The organism is Arthrobacter sp. UYP4, assembly GCF_057291175.1.
Window position 1 is genome coordinate 689,238 of record NZ_JBXAVU010000002.1, and the last position, 17,741, is coordinate 706,978.

15 protein-coding genes are annotated in these 17,741 nt (G+C 70.9%); 4 read left to right on the plus strand and 11 right to left on the minus strand.

Features of this window, described 5'->3' with window-relative positions:
- The first annotated feature begins 51 nt into the window (after positions 1-51).
- Positions 52-213 carry a hypothetical protein gene (locus AC0Z9V_RS11825; RefSeq protein ID WP_459267392.1) on the plus strand — a complete coding sequence of 54 codons (162 nt, stop codon included), beginning with the start codon at positions 52-54 and terminating at the stop codon, positions 211-213.
- Here AC0Z9V_RS11825 and AC0Z9V_RS11830 read toward each other — a convergent pair whose 3' ends face one another.
- Positions 214-768 (minus strand): helix-turn-helix domain-containing protein, encoded by a 555-nt coding sequence (locus AC0Z9V_RS11830; protein ID WP_485141629.1) that lies wholly within the window; start codon positions 766-768, stop codon positions 214-216. It abuts the gene before it with no gap.
- Positions 769-842: 74 nt separating this feature from the next.
- Between AC0Z9V_RS11830 and AC0Z9V_RS11835 the strand changes: the two genes are divergently transcribed.
- The gene (locus AC0Z9V_RS11835) at positions 843-2,048 is read left to right on the plus strand and encodes a benzoate/H(+) symporter BenE family transporter (protein WP_485141630.1); all 1,206 of its coding nucleotides are present in this window, start codon (positions 843-845) and stop codon (positions 2,046-2,048) included.
- On the opposite strand, the gene AC0Z9V_RS11840 is transcribed toward AC0Z9V_RS11835, so the two are convergent.
- Positions 2,045-3,346: a cation:proton antiporter gene (locus AC0Z9V_RS11840; protein ID WP_133082897.1), complete on the minus strand. Its 1,302-nt coding sequence runs from the start codon at positions 3,344-3,346 to the stop codon at positions 2,045-2,047. The two genes, AC0Z9V_RS11835 and AC0Z9V_RS11840, sit on opposite strands and share 4 nt — an antisense overlap.
- A 161-nt stretch (positions 3,347-3,507) precedes the next feature.
- Here AC0Z9V_RS11840 and AC0Z9V_RS11845 point away from each other — a divergent pair, with 161 nt between their 5' ends.
- Positions 3,508-6,804 carry a DEAD/DEAH box helicase gene (locus AC0Z9V_RS11845; protein ID WP_485141631.1) on the plus strand — a complete coding sequence of 1,099 codons (3,297 nt, stop codon included), beginning with the start codon at positions 3,508-3,510 and terminating at the stop codon, positions 6,802-6,804.
- 6 nt (positions 6,805-6,810) lie between these two features.
- Here AC0Z9V_RS11845 and AC0Z9V_RS11850 read toward each other — a convergent pair whose 3' ends face one another.
- The 8 genes from AC0Z9V_RS11850 to AC0Z9V_RS11885 all read right to left on the minus strand — a co-directional run bounded on the left by AC0Z9V_RS11850 (position 6,811) and on the right by AC0Z9V_RS11885 (position 16,035).
- Positions 6,811-7,665, minus strand: coding sequence for an alpha/beta fold hydrolase (locus AC0Z9V_RS11850; protein ID WP_485141632.1), 855 nt, complete (start codon positions 7,663-7,665; stop codon positions 6,811-6,813).
- A 42-nt stretch (positions 7,666-7,707) separates the two neighbouring features.
- A complete protein-coding gene (locus AC0Z9V_RS11855) occupies positions 7,708-9,216 on the minus strand; it encodes an ABC transporter ATP-binding protein (protein ID WP_485141633.1) in 1,509 nt (502 codons plus the stop codon).
- Entirely contained in the window at positions 9,213-9,968 is a 756-nt protein-coding gene (locus tag AC0Z9V_RS11860) for an energy-coupling factor transporter transmembrane component T (protein WP_459288762.1), read from the minus strand. The genes AC0Z9V_RS11855 and AC0Z9V_RS11860 overlap by 4 nt, the downstream gene beginning before the upstream one ends.
- Positions 9,969-9,971: 3 nt before the next feature.
- Positions 9,972-10,814, minus strand: coding sequence for an ECF transporter S component (locus tag AC0Z9V_RS11865; protein ID WP_347876225.1), 843 nt, complete (start codon positions 10,812-10,814; stop codon positions 9,972-9,974).
- Positions 10,815-11,007: 193 nt separating this feature from the next.
- Positions 11,008-12,042, minus strand: a complete 1,035-nt coding sequence (locus tag AC0Z9V_RS11870) for a nucleoside hydrolase (RefSeq protein ID WP_133082902.1) — start codon at positions 12,040-12,042, stop codon at positions 11,008-11,010.
- A 2-nt stretch (positions 12,043-12,044) separates the two neighbouring features.
- The gene (locus AC0Z9V_RS11875) at positions 12,045-12,710 is read right to left on the minus strand and encodes a GntR family transcriptional regulator (protein ID WP_133082903.1); all 666 of its coding nucleotides are present in this window, start codon (positions 12,708-12,710) and stop codon (positions 12,045-12,047) included.
- A 98-nt stretch (positions 12,711-12,808) separates the two neighbouring features.
- Positions 12,809-15,649, minus strand: coding sequence for an aconitate hydratase AcnA (gene acnA / locus AC0Z9V_RS11880; protein WP_485141634.1), 2,841 nt, complete (start codon positions 15,647-15,649; stop codon positions 12,809-12,811).
- A 122-nt stretch (positions 15,650-15,771) separates the two neighbouring features.
- The gene (locus AC0Z9V_RS11885) at positions 15,772-16,035 is read right to left on the minus strand and encodes a YegP family protein (RefSeq protein ID WP_133082905.1); all 264 of its coding nucleotides are present in this window, start codon (positions 16,033-16,035) and stop codon (positions 15,772-15,774) included.
- Positions 16,036-16,258: 223 nt separating this feature from the next.
- Between AC0Z9V_RS11885 and AC0Z9V_RS11890 the strand changes: the two genes are divergently transcribed.
- Positions 16,259-16,675 carry a hypothetical protein gene (locus tag AC0Z9V_RS11890; RefSeq protein ID WP_485141635.1) on the plus strand — a complete coding sequence of 139 codons (417 nt, stop codon included), beginning with the start codon at positions 16,259-16,261 and terminating at the stop codon, positions 16,673-16,675.
- 91 nt (positions 16,676-16,766) lie between these two features.
- On the opposite strand, the gene AC0Z9V_RS11895 is transcribed toward AC0Z9V_RS11890, so the two are convergent.
- Positions 16,767-17,576 carry an SDR family NAD(P)-dependent oxidoreductase gene (locus AC0Z9V_RS11895; protein ID WP_133082907.1) on the minus strand — a complete coding sequence of 270 codons (810 nt, stop codon included), beginning with the start codon at positions 17,574-17,576 and terminating at the stop codon, positions 16,767-16,769.
- Positions 17,577-17,741 lie beyond the last annotated feature (165 nt).

The following is a 17,741-nucleotide window of genomic DNA, read 5'->3' on the forward strand; positions in this document are numbered from 1 at the left end:
CCCGAGGACGGCGCGGTCGCGCACTGGAGGGCGCCCTGACAGACTGGGGCCATGCCGAACAGCGAACCGCAGACCTCCGAAGCCGCGCTCCGGGAGCGCCAGGACCACCTCGTCCGGGCACTCGCCGTCGAGCAGAACACCGAACGCCTGCAGTCCCTGAGCGATGAGCTGGAGGCCGTGCAGCGGCGCCTGGAACAGGCCCGCACCACCTGATCAGGGTCCGCCGGGCGGCGTCTCGATGGTGAGGACGCCCTGCGCGCTGCCGTCCCTCGCCGCGTAGGTGTGCCCGGTGTCGGCGGGCCACGAGGAGGACTCCCCTGCCCGGACGAGCACCTCGGCGCCCGACGGTCCCACGCAGGCCGTCCCCCGTACCACCCGGAGATGCTCCACAGTGCCGTGGCGGTGTGGCGGCGAGACCCGCGTGCCCCGCGCGGCGATGGTGAGCCAGAAGACCTCGGTGGTGCCGCCGTCGTCGTGCGTCCGGACGGTCAGCAGGCGGGCGTCGACGACCCCGTCCGGGACGCTGTGCCCGGTTCCGTCGCCCACGAGTCCCGTGAGCGGCACCCCGAGTGGACCGGCGAGCGCGTAGAGCGTCTCGAGCGTCGGATTGCGGGTGCCGGCCTCGAGTTCGGACAGCGTCCCCTTCCCGATGCCTGCGCGGGACGCGAGACCGCTCAGCGTGAACCCCCGTGCTCGTCGCAGTTCCGTGATGCGTCGGGCGACGGCGGCCCGCGGCGACACATCGCGGGTGGGCTTGTCCTCGGGCATCCCTGCATCCTACGCTTGCCGTTCCGTATACAGAACGCTTCTGGGGCTGCAGCGCTCCGAACAGGAGATGCGCGGTGCACACCAGCTCCACCGTCCGGCCCGGCCTGCACGAGCCCGTCCTCGCGGGCGTCGTCACGGCCCTCGTCGGTTTCACGTCGTCCTTCGCCGTCGTGCTCGCCGGACTGCGTGCCACGGGTGCCTCGCCGGAGCAGGCGGCGTCGGGGCTCCTGGCGCTGACCGCCGTCGTCGGCCTCGGGACCGTCCTCCTGGCGCTGCGCTTCAGGCTCCCCGTCACGCTCTCCTGGTCCACCCCGGGGGCCGCGCTGCTGGCCGGGGCGAGTATCCCGGCGGGAGGGTGGCCGGCGGCCGTGGGTGCGTTCCTGGTCACGGGCCTCCTGTTCGCGCTGACCGGCGCGGTCCCCTGGCTGGGGCGGGTCGTGGCACGCATCCCCCAGCATCTGGCGCAGGCCATGCTCGCGGGCGTGCTGCTGCCCCTCTGCCTGGCGCCGTTCCAGTCCCTGGGCACCATCCCGCTGCTGGTGCTGCCCGTGATCGCCGTCTGGCTGGCCGCCTCCGCCGTCATCCCGAAGTGGGCCGTGCCGCTCGCCCTCGTCGCGGCCCTGGTGGTCATCGGCCTCCAGCTCGCCCGCGACGGGACCGGGATCGATCCGGCCGACCTGGTGCCGACGCCGGTGTTCACCGTGCCCGTCCTCGACCCGGCCGCCGTCGTGGGGATAGCCCTGCCCCTCTACGTGGTGACCATGGCGTCGCAGAACCTCCCCGGCGTGGCCGTCCTGAAATCCTTCGGCTATCGGACGCCCTGGCGTCCCGCCCTGGCCGTGACCGGGGCCGGCACGGCGCTCGTCGCCCCGTTCGGCGGGCACGCCGTCAACCTCGCGGCCCTGTCCGCCGCACTGTCCGCGGGTGAGGGGGCGGGCGAGGACCGGGACCGCCGCTGGATCGCCGCCCTCACCGCGGGATTCTCCTACCTGGTGCTCGCCGCCGTCTCGGGCGCGCTCGTCGTCGTCGTGGGTGCCGCACCGGCCGGACTCGTGGAGGCGGTCGCCGGCCTCGCGCTCATCAGCACCATGGCGACGGCGGTCACCGCCGCGTTCGGAGACGCGACGGGCCGGATGAGTGGCGCCGTGACGTTCCTCCTGGCGGCATCGGGCCTGTCCGTCCTGGGCATCGGAGGGGCGTTCTGGGCCCTCGTGGGAGGGCTCGTGGTACGCGCGACCCTGGAACGGACGATCCGCCCGCGGCCGCGCGGCCGCCACTAGACCGGGGTGTTGGGAGCCTGCGCCTCGTCGCCCTGCTCACGTGCCTTGCGCTGCCGCGCGCGGTCGAGGGCATTGATGGCGGGAGCGGCGGTGATGCCGTGGATGACGATCGAGATGACGATCACGAGGCCCCCGACGCGCCACAGCGTGCTCTCGTCAGCGGCGAACTCGCCCTTCGAGAGGGCGTAGCTCAGGTAGTAGACGGAACCGATGCCGCGCACTCCGAAGAAGGCGAGCGTGCGGCGCTCCCACGGGCCCGTCTTGCCCCGCGCCAGGCTGAACCAGGCCGTGACGGGCCGCACCAGCAGGACGAAGGCGACGGCGACCACCACCTCCAGCGGCCGGAGGCCCTCGAACAGGCCCCGCGCCACGGCCCCGCCCAGCAGGACGAGCACGACGACGGTGAGGAGCCGCTCGAGCTGCTCGATGTAGCTGTGCAGCACACCGTGGTAGCCGTGGGTCTGTTCCCCGGCGCGGATGGTCAGGGCGCACACGAAGACCGCGATGAAACCGTAGCCCTCGATCGCCTCGGTGAGCCCGTACGTCAGGAACGTCGCCGCGAGGGCGACGAACCCCTCGGAGTAGTTGGCGAGGCGGACGCTCTTGATCGGCGTCCGGAAGAAGACCCGGGCCAGCAGCTTGCCCATGCCGAACCCGAACGCACAGCCGATGATCATGCGCCACAGGACGTCGAGCAGGATCCACTCCACACCCCAGGCGGACGGGGACAGACCCACCGTGCTCATCAGGATGGCGAGGTACACGAAGGGGAAGGCGAGGCCGTCGTTGAGCCCGGCCTCGGAGGTCAGGCCGAAGCGCACCTCGTCCTCCGCCTCGAGGTCCTCCTCCGACTCCGAGGGCTCCCCCACCTGAACCTCGGAGGCGAGGACGGGATCGGTGGGCGCGAGGGCCGCGGCCACGAGCAGGGCGGAGGCGAGCCCGAGGCCCAGCAGCCACATCCCCATCAGCGTGAGGATCAGGATGCACAGGGGCATCGCGATGCCGAGGAGGCGCCAGGTGGTGGACCAGCGGCGCCAGCCGAGCTTGCGGTCGAGCGCCAGCCCGGCCCCCATCAGCGAGATGATGACGCAGACCTCACTCAGGTGGATCGTCACATCGCTGTAGGCCACCGGATCGGGATCGGGGAGGTCCTTCGCGAAGCTGAACACCAGGATGCCGGCGGCGAGGAACACCATGGGCATCGAGACCGGCGCGCGCATGAGCAGGCGCGGCAGGAGTGCTGCCGCGAACACGGCGAGACCCGCCGCCGCGTAGATGATGCTTGCTGCTTCGAACACGCGACCTCTTCCGTTCCGCCAGTAATGCCCGGTTTGAGCCCCTTCCCAACAGTAGGGCAGAGCCCGCCATGATCGAGCCGCTCGACCCGGTGCCTGTCACCCGCAGCGAAAGGGATGCCCCGTGGCCGGGGAGCGTCACCACCGCGTGAGAGCATGGAATTATGCCCACTTCCACCCACCCCATGGTCGATGTCACCGACATCATCCGCGTCGTGGGCGGAGCCGCCTTCCAGCGCGGACAGACCTACGCCAAGGACGGCGCCGTCAGCTCACTCGCCTGGGACGCCGAGTCGAAGCTGCTGACCGGGAAGGTCCGCGGGAGTGCGCCCAGCGACTACCGCACCAAGCTCCGCCTCGGGCTGAAGGGCGACGGACGGTTCCGTCCCCTCGAGAACTTCTGCAGCTGCCCCGTCGGGGCGGACTGCAAGCACGTCGCCGCCACCGCCCTGCAGAGCAACACCGAGAACCTGCTGGCCCAGCACGAGCGCGACCTCGGTGCTCGCCCCGCGCCGCGTCCGTCCGCACCGGAGGGCTGGCAGGCCTCCCTGACGGACCTGCTCGAGGCCGATGCCCCCTCGACCGATCCACCGGCCCCGCTGACACCCCTCGGCCTCCAGTTCGAGCTGCGGACGCCGGAAGTGGCCGTGCAGCGGTGGGGGTCGGCCGCCGAGCGCCAGGGGCAGCGGACGCTCAACACCCGCCTCGGCGTGCGGCCGGTCAGCCAGAACGGCAAGGGCAAGTGGATCAAGAACAACCTGTCCTGGGGCAGCATCAGCTACCAGACGTACGGGTTGAAGCTCGACCCGGACCAGCACCGCTGGTTCTCGCAGTTCCCGGCACTGCACCGCGGCACGGGCGTCAACTACTTCGGCAACAACGACTCCTGGCTGTACCTCGACGACTTCAGCAATCCGCTCCTGTGGCAGCTGCTGGACGAGGCGCAGCGCCTCGGCATCGCCTTCGTGGGATCCAAGAAGTCCGTGAGCATCGAACTCGCGGGCCGCGCCACCCTGAAGCTCGACGCGACGGAGACCGAGGACGGGGCCCTCCAGCTCTGCCCGGCGCTCGACGTCGACGGGCAGCCCCACCCCTCGGACACCGCGCACGTGATCAGCACGCACGGCATCTACACGGTCGCCCCCGACGACACCATCACCCTGGCGCCGACCTCCAGGAGGCTGACGCCGAAGGACATCGAGCTCCTGCAGCGCGGCCGCGCCGTCGTCGTCCCCGAGGAGGAGAAGTCCCTCTTCCTCCAGGAGTACTACCCCAGGCTGCGACAGTCCATCGAGGTGGACAGCAGCGACGGCAGCGTGGAGCTCCCCGAGATCCAGCCACCGGTCCTCGTCCTCACCACGGCCTACGGTGCGGACGGCTCGGTGACCCTCGACTGGCACTTCGACTACCCGCTGGGTGATGCGGTCCAGCGCAGGCCCTTCCGCCGGGGCGGTCCGGGCAGTGATGACGGCTACCGCGACGCCGACGCCGAGGACGGCCTCGCCGCTGCTGCGCGGAGCGTGCTCGCCTCCCTGCCGCTCAAGTCCCTGCAGCTGAAGGACATGCAGGCCGTGGAGTTCGCGGAGGACGTGCTGCCCCAGCTGATGGAGCTCGAGGGCGTGACGGTGGAGGTCGTCGGCGAGAAGCCCGACTACACGGAACTGACGGAGACGCCGACACTGCGCATCAGCACCGTCGAGACGGACAACCGTGACTGGTTCGACCTCGGCGTGATGGTGACGGTCAGCGGCCGCACCATCCCCTTCGACTCCGTCTTCCGGGCCCTGGCGCAGGGCCGGAAGAAGCTGAAGCTCGTCGACAACAGCTACCTGTCCCTCGAGCAGCCCGTGTTCGACCAGCTCCGGGAGCTGATCGAGGAGGCCCGCGCGCTGAGCGAGTGGGACCCGGAGACCGGCCTGCAGATCAGCCGTTACCAGGCGGGACTCTGGGCGGACTTCGAGGACCTCGCCGAGGAGACCGAGCAGGCGCAGTCGTGGCGCGAGGCCGTGAGCGGGCTGCTCGAGCTCAAGGACGTCGAGGCCACGGCCGCCCCCGCCGGCCTGGTCGCGGAGATGCGCCCCTACCAGGCCGAGGGCTTCAGCTGGCTCGCCTTCCTGTGGCGGCATCAGCTCGGGGGCGTCCTCGCCGACGACATGGGGCTCGGCAAGACCCTGCAGGCACTGGCCCTCATGACCTACGCCAAGGAGAGCCGGGGGCTGGACGCCCCGTTCCTCGTCGTCGCACCCACCTCCGTGGTGCCGAACTGGTCCAACGAGGCCCACCGCTTCGCACCGGGGCTCAGGGTCGTCGCGATCAACGACACCCAGGGCGCCTCCGGGGTCCCCATCCGCGAGCAGGTCGGCGACGCCGACATCGTCATCACCTCGTACACGCTCTTCCGGCTCGACTTCCCCGCCTACCAGGACCTCCCCTGGTCGGGGCTCGTGCTCGACGAGGCGCAGTTCGTGAAGAACCGCGCGTCCAAGGTGCACCAGGCGGCCAAGGACTTCGACGCGCCCTTCAAGCTGGCGATCACCGGAACGCCCATGGAGAACAACCTCATGGAGCTGTGGTCGCTGTTCAACATCGTGGCGCCGGGCCTCTTCCCCTCGGCCCGGAAGTTCACGGAGGACTACCGGACGCCGATCGAGAAGATCGGCGACAACCGGCCACTGGTCCGGCTGCGCAAGCGCATCCGCCCGCTGATGATGCGCCGCACCAAGGAGGCGGTCGCCTCCGACCTGCCCCCGAAGCAGGAGCAGGTCCTCGAGGTGGAGCTCCACCCCGAGCACCGGCACATCTACGAGACGTACCTGCAGCGGGAGCGGCAGAAGCTCCTCGGCCTGATCGAGGACATGAACCGGAACCGCATGATCGTCTTCCGTTCGCTGACCCTGCTGCGCATGCTCAGCCTCGACGCCTCCCTCGTCGATCCGGAGCACGAGGGCGTACCGTCCGCGAAGCTCGAGGTGCTGTTCGAGAACCTCGACGGCATCCTCGCCGAAGGACACCGCGCGCTGGTCTTCAGCCAGTTCACGTCCTACCTGAAGAAGGCGGCCGAACAGCTCGACGCCCGCGGCATCGAGTACGCCTACCTCGACGGGTCGACGCGGAGCCGCGGCGAGGTCATCGACTCCTTCAAGGACGGCAAGGCCCCGGTGTTCCTCATCAGCCTCAAGGCCGGCGGATTCGGCCTGAACCTGACCGAGGCGGACTACTGCTTCCTGCTGGATCCCTGGTGGAACCCCGCGTCGGAGGCCCAGGCCGTGGACCGCACGCACCGGATCGGCCAGACGAAGAACGTCATGGTCTACCGCATGGTGTCCAAGGGGACGATCGAGGAGAAGGTCATGAAGCTCAAGGAGCAGAAGGCCAAGCTCTTCACCTCGGTCATGGACGACGACGCCGTCTTCAGTTCCGCCCTCACCGCCGAGGACATCCGGGGGCTGCTCGAGGCATAGTGCCGGTCAGGCACGGTCGCGCAGCGAGGGATCGAGCAGCTCGGCGAACGCACGGCCCCGCGAGGCGATCCACCAGTGGCCCCCGGGGACGGTGGTGACGGTCAGGTCCTCGATCCACTCGTCCAGGCCGTCGACGAGGTGCGGCGAGAGGAAGGGATCCTTCAGCGGCACGATGACGTGCACGGGAACCCGGACCCGGGTGGGCCGGGGCGGCCTGGCCGCCGAGGACAGGGTGGTCCGGTACAGGGCGAGACCACGGACGGGATCGGCTCCCACGTTCCGCCGCGCAGTCAGCTCGTAACGCCGGGTCAGGACGTACTTCCACACCAGCTCCGGGAGGACCGGCAGCCGGAAGGCCCCGACGTACCAGCTGCGCAGCACCTGTCCGAGCCCCTGCGGCACCAGCCGCGGCTGGCGGAAGCGCCCGCGCAGCCAGCGGGAGAAGTGGCGGAGATCGGGTCCGGAGATGCTGGTGTAGTCGATCACCAGCCCGTGCGAGCGCTCGTCCTGGAGCACGGCCCAGCCCTGGATGGATCCCCAGTCGTGGCCGACGAGCCGAACCCCGCCCGGGGCCCCGACGGCCTCGAGCACGGCGAACACGTCGTCGACCAGTTCCGCCAGGGTGAAGCCGGCGCCGCCCAGCGTGCGCGACCGTCCGGCGTTCCGGGTGTCGAAGGCCACGAGGTGGTGCGTGGGCGCGAGCTCGCGCAGGACGGGGGAGAACACCCGATGGTCGTCGGGGTACCCGTGCACGAAGACGATGGACGGTGCATCGGCCCGGGGGTCCGCCCCGTACTCGAAGACGGCGAGGTCGGCGCCCCGCGTAGGGATGGTGCGGTGCCGCTCGCGCAGGAGGTCCATGGGTCCCACCCTAGGGGCTGGTCGTGCCCTGCGGGAGGGCGATCAGGCGTCGGGCCCGGGACGCCCGGCCACGATCCTGCCGTCCTCGAGCCAGATGGTCCGATGTGCGACGGCATCGGCGAACGCGGCATCGTGGGTCGCCAGGACGACGGCCCCTCCCCCTTGCGCGTGCCGGGCCAGCAGGCCTGCCAGCAGTGTGCGCGCGGCCTCGTCGAGGCCCGCGGTCGGTTCGTCGAGCGCCCACACGGCCGGCCCTGTCGCGATGATGGAGGCGAGGGCCACCAGGCGCCGCTGGACGAAGCCCAGTTCGTAGGGGTGGGCGTCCGCCAGCGCTCCGAGTCCCACACCGTCGAGCGCGGCCGACGCCCGCCGGACGGCCGCACCCCTGCGGACGCCCGTGGCCAGCGGCCCGAAGGTCACCTCGCGCAGCGCCGTCCGCTCGAAGAGCTGCTGGTCCGTGTCCTGGAACAGGTACCCGACCGTGGCGGCGAGGGTACCCGTCGGCTGACGGACGATCGGCACCCCGTCCACCGTCACGGAGCCGCCGTCCGCCCGGTGCAGGCCGTTGAGGTGCTGCAGCAGCGTCGATTTCCCCGAGCCGTTGGCACCCCTCACCGCGATGATCTCCCCCGGCAGGACGGTGAGGTCGACCCCCCGCAGCACGGCGGGTGCGGCCGCCGGTCCGGCCTCGCGATGACGGAAGGTGACTCCCTCGAGCGCGACCAGCGCGGGGGCGGCCGGCACCGTCCGGGGCTGGTCGGGACCCGCTGCGGGGCCTGCGGCGGGGCGCGGCGGATCGCCCGCCGTCCCGATGCCGTAGCGGCGCAGTCCTGCCCGGCGGGCCTCCGCCAGGGGACCCGCGAACACCGGGCGGCCGTCCGCGAGCGCCAGGACGCGGGCGTCCTGCGGCGCGGTCCGGGGCAGCATCGGTTCGCAGACCACGACCGCGGTCCCGTCCCGCCGCAGGGCGGCCAGGGCTGCCGCGATGTCCCGTACCGCGTCGGCGTCGAGACCCTGGAAGGGCTCGTCGAGGACCAGTACGCGCGGGCGCTGGACCATCGCCGCGGCGATGAGGGTGCGCTGGAGCTGGCCGCCGGACAGCCGGCGCGGGTCGCGGTCCAGGAGCGGGGTCAAGGCCAGGGCAGCGGCGATCTCGTGCACCCCGTCCCGCAGCTGAGCGGTGGGGATGCCGCGATTGGAGGGGCCGAAGGCGATCTCCTCACCGACGGTGGCGCACATCATGGACAGCTGTCCCCACGCGCCCTGCGCCACATAGGCGACGTGCGTGCTCCAGGCCGCGGGGTCGACGCGCGGGTCGGTGGGCGCACCGGCACAACGGATCGTCTCGCCGTCGAGCGTGATCGATCCGCGGAAGACCGAGCCCGCGGCCGCACCGGTCTGCCCGGCGAGCAACCGGGCCAGCGTCGTCTTGCCCGAGCCGGAGGCTCCCGCGACGACCAGGTACTCCCCCGGGCCCACGGTGAGGGCGACGTCGGCGAGGACGGGCACGCCCTCGTCGTAGGCGAAGGATTCGCCCTCGAGGCTGATCATGCGGCGCCCGGGCCGACGAGCCAGACCACGGAGAACACCCCGACCGCGACGACCATGGCACGCCGCACACCCCGCTGGCGGACGGTGTCCGTGTCCGGCAGGTAGCTCGTACGTGTCACACCGGACGAGAAGCTGCGGGCCTCGAGCATGGAGTTGCGCTCGGAGGCATCCACGAGGAGGCCGATGACCAGCGGTGTCAGGACGGCCAGCAGTGCGCGGACGCGGGACACCGGGCCGCGTCCGACGACGAGTCCGCGCGCCTGCTGCGAGCGCGTGATCTGCCGTGCACGCATCGCGACGTGCGGGATGAGCCCCACTGCGGAACCCACGACGAACACCAGCTTCCGATTCCACCCGCGGTGCGTCATGGTGGCCAGGAGCTCGGGGATGTCGAGCGTCATCGCGGCCGGAAGCAGCACCCCGGCGAACACGCCCATGCGCAGCCCCATGGCGGCGGCGAAGGACAGGCCCTCCGTCGTGACCCGGGCGATCCCGAGGTCGAGCAGGACAGTGCGGCCCTCGGGATAGAACAGGCCGTGCAGCAGCAGGGACGAGAGGACGAGCGGTCCCGCCACCAGGAGGACCGCCAGGCCGATCTGCCGGGGCCTGCCGGACACCAGGACGGCGGGCACCACCACGAGCACGAGGACCGCGAGGGAGAACTCCCAGCGGTTCACCACGAGGACGAGGACCACCAGCAGGACTGCGGCGAGCAGCTCGGTCAGCGGGTTGTAGATCCTGCGGCGCGGCATGGGTCAGGCGGCGCCGGCGTCGTTCCCGTTCGCCGATCGCGCGGGCGTGCCTGTCCTGGCGCCGAGAACGCGGTGGGCGCGTGCGAACGGGAACTGGCGCACCGCACGCGGCGGGAGCGCATAGACGACGAGCGCCACGAGGACGAAGACCACGACCTTGTCCAGCGAATCCGACAGCAGCCCCTGCTTGGTCGCTGCGACCAGCAGCTTGTCCCCCATCGAGCGGAACACCGCGATGATCGCATTGGTCCCGAAGGTCCCTGCCGCGCCGAACATGAAGACGGCCACCGGTGCGGCCACGAGTCCGCCGATCGCCCCGACGACGAGGCCCGCGACCGGCGCCAGGTACACCCTGCGGAACGCACCGTACTTCGCCGCCATGCCGGCGAGCAGCCCGATGAGTGCGGCGCCGGCCGCGAAGGGCAGTGCGAACGGGTTGAAGAGCCCCCAGATGGCGTTGCTGATCGCTCCGGTGGCCGCTCCGGCAGCGGGACCTGCGAGGACGGCGACGAGGACGGTCCCGATCGCATCGAGGTAGATCTGCAGGCCCAGCGTCCCGGCCACCTGCCCGATGGCGATGTTCAGCGCGATACCGAGGGGCATGACCACGAGCGAGCTGGTGCTCAGCATCGGCAGGATGCCGCCGACCAGGAGCGCACCGCCGCCGAGGAATCCGAAGAGGGAGACGAGCGACGCCGTGCTGCCCATGCCGCCGGCGATCTCCGCGGGCTGGACGATCACGAGGAACAGGTAGGTGGCGACGATGAGTGCTCCGCCGAGGGCGAGGAGCAGGCGTCGCGGCCGCTGCACGGCGGTGCCGGCTGCGAGGGTCAGGGATGAACTCACGATATTCCTTGGGCGCAATGGACGGGGAGGACGCACCTCATGTCACCTCGGCGCCGGCCGCGCGGCGGTGCGGGCAGCTACCAGTGTACCGGGGCCCCGCCGCGAGCGTCGGTCCCGGCGACCGGCCGTGCCTCCGGACGGCGGTGGCCCGCAGCTGGAAGCCATGCCCTGCCGAAGGCACGGGCGGACACCCTCAGCCGTGCATCCTCGCCAGGTCCGACAGGCGGCGGACCATCACATCGAACACCGCCGCCGGATCGTTGCGCGTGACGATCCGCGCGTTCGGCGCCCGCTTCCACATCCCGGCGACGTCCGCGACCGTCTGCCCGAACGTCAGCGGGGACTCCGTCTCGACGTCGACCGTCGCGAGCCGCTCCTCGAATCCCGCCTCGCCGGTCGCCACCATCGCCGCGAAGAGGTCGTGCAGGTGGGCGATGTAGCCCTGGTCGTACAGCCGGTGGAACTCCATGTAGAAGCGGAGGGCGTCGGAGATGCAGGCGACGACGGTGTTGTCGCTGCCACTGCGGGTGCCGTCGGGGTCGTCCGGGTCCAGGACCTCCGGCGCCGCACCCGCCGCCCGCGCGACGGCGTCGACGTGGGCGGGGGTGCACTCGATGCGCTCCGTGGTCTCGAGCGCGCACACCACGGGCAGCTTCTCCAGGGGCAGGCCCTCGTAGGCGGCGAAGACCTCCTTGGCCGCGTGCGGGTCCACATGGGTGTTCCACTCCGCCACCGGTGTCGTGTTCCCCGGATGGTGGAACGCCCCGCCCATGATCACGAGTCCCTTCAGGAGCATCGGGAGATCCGGCTCCGCGCGCAGGGCCAGCGCCAGGTTGGTGAGCGGTCCCGTGACCAGTCCGGTGATCTGCCCGGGGTGGCAGCGCACCGCGTCGAGCCACACGTCCACCGCGTGCCGGGAGGAGATATGCCCGCGGGGGGATGGAAGAACCGCGTAGCCGATCCCCTGGTCGCCGTGGGTCTCCTCGGTCGTGACGAGGGGGATCTCGAGCGGGACCTCGCTGCCGAGGGCCACCTCGATGCCGGCACGGCCGCACAGCTCGAGCAGGGCCAGGTTGTTGATCGCCACCTGCCGCGCCCCGACGTTGCCGGCCGTGCAGGTGATGGCCTCGATGCTCGTCCCCGGTGTGGCGAGCAGGTACAGCAGGGCGACGGCGTCGTCGATACCCGTGTCGACGTCGAGCAGGAGCCGCGTCCGGTGGTCCGCCACGCTCAGTCCGCCGCGGTGGTGCGGAGCAGGTGCAGGCGGAGCGTACGGGCCTTCTCGAGGTGCGTGCGGGCGATGGCACGGGCGTCGTCGCTGCGCCGATCGGTGATCGCACTGATCAGCGCCTCGTGCTCGACGAGCACTTCCTGCCAGCGGTGCCCGACGGACAGCGTGGAACGGGGCGTGTGGATGAGGTGGGTGGAGAGCCGCTGCAGGAGGTCCATCAGGATGGGGTTCCGGGCCGCGGACCAGAGCGAGGTGTGGAACTCGAGGTTGTTCGTGACCTTGGTGGTGTCGTCCGGGTCGACGACGCCGCGGTCCCGTTCCAGCAGCGCCTCGAGCCGCATGATGTCCGCGGTACCCCGGTTGAGGGCCGCCTGCCCGGCGGCCTCCTCCTCCAGCATGACCCTCAGGTCGTAGATCTGGATGACTTCCTGGGGGTCGATCTGCGGCACCTGGAGTCCCCGCGCCGCCCGTTCGAGCAGGCGCTCGTGCTGCAGCCTGCTGAGGGCCTCCCGGACGGGCGTCCGCGAGACGCCGAACCGCTCGGAGATGACCACTTCACGCAGCGCCGTCCCCGGCGGGTGGACGCCGGCGAGGATCTCGCTGCGGAGGACGCGGAAGATGGCGTCGCCGTCCACGCGCGCCGATAGATCGGTGGACTCTGCCATGGCGCCCCTCGGTTCGTCGTGGTTCGGGTGGGCAGGGCAGGTGCCCTGCAGACGGTCCGGGCCGGGAGGTGGTACCCCGGCCCGGAACCTCGTGGACGCTAGCTCGCGAGCTGGCGCAGCACGTACTGCAGGATGCCGCCGTTGCGGTAGTAGTCCGCCTCGCCCGGCGTGTCGATGCGCAGCACGGCATCGAACTCGACGGCGGAGCCGCCGTCGGCCGGGGTAGCCGTGACCTTCACCGTGCGGGGGGTGCGACCCTCGTTGAGCTCGGTGACCCCGCTGACCGCGAAGGTCTCCGTGCCGGTGAGGCCCAGGGACTCGGCGTTCTGGCCTTCGGGGTACTGCAGCGGCAGGACGCCCATGCCGATCAGGTTCGACCGGTGGATACGCTCGTAGCTCTCGGCGACGACGGCCTTGACGCCCAGCAGCGCGGTGCCCTTGGCCGCCCAGTCACGCGACGAGCCGGAGCCGTACTCCTTGCCGGCGAGGACCACCAGCGGCGTGCCGGCCGCGCGGTAGTTCTCGGCGGCGTCGTAGACGGCGGCCTGCGGCGCGTCCGGCTGCGAGAAGTCCTTCGTGAACCCGCCCTCGACACCGTCCAGGAGCTGGTTCTTGATGCGGATGTTCGCGAAGGTGCCGCGGATCATGACCTCGTGGTTGCCACGGCGCGAACCGTAGGAGTTGAAGTCCTTGCGCTGCACGCCCTTCTCGGTCAGGTAGCGGCCGGCCGGGGTGTCCGACTTGAAGGATCCCGCGGGCGAGATGTGGTCGGTGGTGACCGAGTCGCCGAGCTTCAGGAGCACGCGTGCGCCGTCGATGTCCTCGACCGGGCTCGCCTCGCGCTGCATGCCCTCGAAGTACGGTGGCTTCCGCACGTAGGTGGACTCGGGATCCCAGGCGAAGGTCGCGCCGTCGGGCGTGGGCAGGGACTGCCACCGCTCGTCGCCCTCGAAGATCGTCGCGTAGCTCGACGTGAACATGTCCTCGTCGATCGAGGAGTCGATGACCTGCTGGACCTCGACCGGGTTCGGCCAGATGTCCTTCAGGAAGACGTCGTTGCCGGCTTCGTCCTGGCCGAGGGGCTCGGTGTCGAAGTCGAAGTCCATGGTGCCTGCCAGGGCGTAGGCGACCACCAGCGGCGGCGACGCCAGGTAGTTCATCTTGACGTCCGGGTTGATCCGGCCCTCGAAGTTGCGGTTGCCGGACAGGACGGCCGTCACGGCGAGGTCGTTGTCCTGGATCGCCTGCGAGATCTCGTCCTCCAGCGGACCGGAGTTGCCGATGCACGTGGCGCAGCCGTAGCCGACCGTGAAGAACCCGAGCTTCTCGAGGTACGGGATCAGACCCGACTTCTCGTAGTAGTCGGTGACGACCTTCGAGCCCGGGGCCACGGAGGTCTTGACCCACGGCTTGGACACGAGGCCCTTCTCGACGGCGTTGCGCGCCAGCACGGCGGCGGCGAGCATGACCGACGGGTTGGACGTGTTCGTGCAGGACGTGATCGACGCGATGCTCACGGCGCCGTGGTCCAGCTCGAACTCGCGGCCGTCCTTCATGGTGACCGCGACCTTCTTCGACGGCCGAGTGGAGCCGGCACCCGCTCCGACGGTCTCGCGGGGCTCGGAGTTCTCGTCCGTGACCGACGACGTCGTCCCGGGCGTGAAGCTCGGCGAGTCCGATGCCGGGAAGCTCTCCTGCGAGGACTCGTCCACGGTGCCGCCCGGAGCGAACGTCAGGTCGGGGTCGTTCGAGTAGTTGCGCAGGTCCTCGCGGAACTGGTCCTTGGACTTGCTGAGCTCCACGCGGTCCTGCGGGCGCTTCGGTCCGGCGATCGACGGGACGACGGTCGAGAGGTCCAGTTCGAGGTACTCGGAGAAACGGATCTCGCGGGACGGGTCGTGCCAGAGGCCCTGCTCCTTGGCGTACGACTCCACGAGTGCCACGTTCTCGGCCGGGCGGCCGGTGAGGCGCAGGTAGTCGAGCGTGACGTCGTCGATCGGGAACATGGCGGCGGTGGAACCGAATTCGGGGCTCATGTTGCCGATGGTGGCGCGGTTGGCGAGCGGCACGGAGGCGACGCCTTCGCCGTAGAACTCGACGAACTTGCCGACGACGCCGTGCTTGCGCAGCATCTGGGTGATGGTGAGGACGACGTCGGTCGCAGTGGCGCCGGCGGGGATGTCACCGGTGAGCTTGAAGCCGACGACGCGTGGGATGAGCATCGAGACGGGCTGGCCGAGCATCGCAGCCTCGGCCTCGATGCCGCCGACGCCCCAGCCGAGCACGCCCAGGCCGTTGACCATCGTGGTGTGGGAGTCGGTGCCGACGCACGTGTCGGGGTAGGCACGCACCACGCCGTCGACCTCACGGGTCATGACGGTGCGGGCCAGGTACTCGAGGTTGACCTGGTGGACGATGCCCATGCCCGGCGGGACGACCTTGAAGTCGTCGAACGCGGTCTGTCCCCAGCGGAGGAACTGGTACCGCTCCCCGTTGCGCTGGTACTCGATCTCCATGTTGCGCTCGAGGGCCCCGGCATTGCCGAAGGCGTCGATCTGCACGGAGTGGTCGATGACCATCTCTGCCGGGGCGAGCGGGTTCACACGCTTGGGGTCGCCACCGAGGTCGACGACGGCCTCACGCATCGTTGCGAGGTCGACGACGCACGGGACGCCGGTGAAGTCCTGCATGATGACGCGCGCGGGCGTGAACTGGATCTCCGTGTCGGGCTCGGCCGCCGCGTCCCACTGCGCGAGCGCGCGGACGTGGTCGGCCGTGATGTTCGCGCCGTCCTCGGTGCGGAGCAGATTCTCCAGCAGCACCTTGAGGCTGAACGGGAGGTTCTCGGCGCCCTCGACGGCGCTCAGCCTGAAAATTTCGTAGTGGGCGCCGGCGACGTCGAGTACGCCCTTCGCGCCGAATGAGTCCGCGGTCGACATGACGTTGGCTCCCTTCAGAGAGATTGTGGAATAGCCCCATCCTATTCCACGTCCGGCGTCATTGTATACAGTCGTACACCGCGCGGGTGGCCCTCCTGCAGTACGTCGAGGAGGGCGGACCCCTAGGCGTCGTGCCGCACCCTCGCATGTCGTTCGGGCGTCTCCTGCAGTCCCAGGAGGAGCTCGTCCTGGTCCACCGATTCGGCCCGGCTGTGGTCCACCACGGGCCCGGTCCCGGCGATCTCCCGGATGAGTTCGATCCCGGCGATCGCCTCTTCCTTCGAAGCGTAGAAGGTGGATACTGCCACGAGCGTTCCGTCCGGAGCGGTCAGTTTCACGCGGAAACCGTCATCGTGAGCGTCCACCAGTTTGAAGTAACCTGCCATCGTCCTACCTCCTTGTAAGGGGCATCCTTCGTCACCTCTGGTCCCTTATCATAAGCATACTTACCGACCTTCTCCCCGCCGTCCCGGCATCGGGAGAGGACAGGGTCTGGACAAGCGGCCGGGCAGGCGGCAGGGGGCCACGGTCCTCACGTAGTGTTCGCGATGCCACTCCCCGCTCGGGCCGGCCGACGCCCGCCCCGACGCACCGACCAGAAGGAGCACGATGACCGAGTCAAGCAGCAGCGCAGGGAACCCCGGCGGCGCAGCCCTTCCCGCCGATCATCCCCTCGGCCCCGCGGTGCCGGTCCCGCCTGCCGAAAAGGAAGCGCGGCGCAGCGAGCAGGGCTCCGGGAATGAGGGCGCCCCCGCGACGGCCGACCCGGCGTCGGACGCGACCGGCGGTCAGCACGGCGACGGCCATCCCGACGGGGATCGCCGGAACGACGTCCTGGACCCTTCCGCGGGATCGGCCGGGCAGCCCGCCGCCACGATCCGCGACCAGCAGGACACCCATGCCGCAGGCGCCGTGCCGGCGGCGTTCAACGGCGAGGGCACACCCGCGGACCCGCACGAGGATCGCCACCCCGAGGACGCGGCGGCCGAGCCGGACAGCTGGGACAGCGGAGGAGCGACGTCCTGACGAGGTCCGCCGACGGGCACGACGGCGCAGGCGTCCCTCGGGCGCCCCGTGTCCGCCGCCGCTCGGTGGGAGGGGCCGGAAGTGCCGCCGGTCAGCGGCCGCGCGTCGCGAAGCGTGCCACGATCGACGACGGCGCCACACGCGCCAGCGCCGTGAGCGCCTTGTAGCGCAGGCTCGGGATCGACACGGCCCGGCCCGCGGCCGTGTCCCTCAGCCCCTCACGGACGACGAGGCCGGCGTCGAGCCACAGGACCTCCGGCACGCTCGATGTGTCGACCCCCATGCGCTGGTGGAACTCGGTGTGCACGAAGCCGGGGCAGACCGCCGTCACCCGGATGCCCTCGGGCCCGTAGGTGAGGTTCGCCCAGCGGCTGAAGCTGATCATCGCCGCCTTCGCCGCTCCGTAGGTCGCTCTCGGGGTGAAGCCGGCGACGCTCGCCACGTTGATGATCGTCCCCTCGCGGCGGGGGCGCATGGACTGCAGGGCGGCGTGGGCGAGGGTGAGCGGCACCTCCACGTGGATGCGCAGGTGCCGGACCTCGTCGTCGAGCGTATTGTCCGCGAACGGCCGGACCAGCCCGTACCCGGCGTTGTTGACCAGCACGGTCACGGGCCGGACGCCGGGCTGCGACCGATCCGCTGCCGGGGACCCGGTATCGCCCGCGTCGTGCCCGCCGTCGAGGCGGGCGAGCACCCGGGCCAGGCCGTCCTCGTCGAGGAGGTCTGCTGCGAGGGTCTCGACCTGCACGCCCCAGCGGGTCCGCAGCGCGGCCGCCGTCTCCTCGAGCGGACCGGCGGCCCGGGCGACCAGCACCAGGTCGCAGCCGCGCGCCGCGAACTGTCGCGCGAATTCAGCTCCGATACCGGAGGTGGCGCCGGTCACGAGCACGGTCCCAGTCATACAGCCACCCTCTCCCGCCGCGCCCCGGGCCGCAACATGCGGGGAGGCGGAGATGCAACGTCGATGCGACCCCCCGCACTGTAGGTTCGGCGCTACCAGCGCGTCGCCTTCGTCGGGGCGCGCCGGCGACGGCGCCCGGGCACACCGGACGCACCAGTGCAGGCA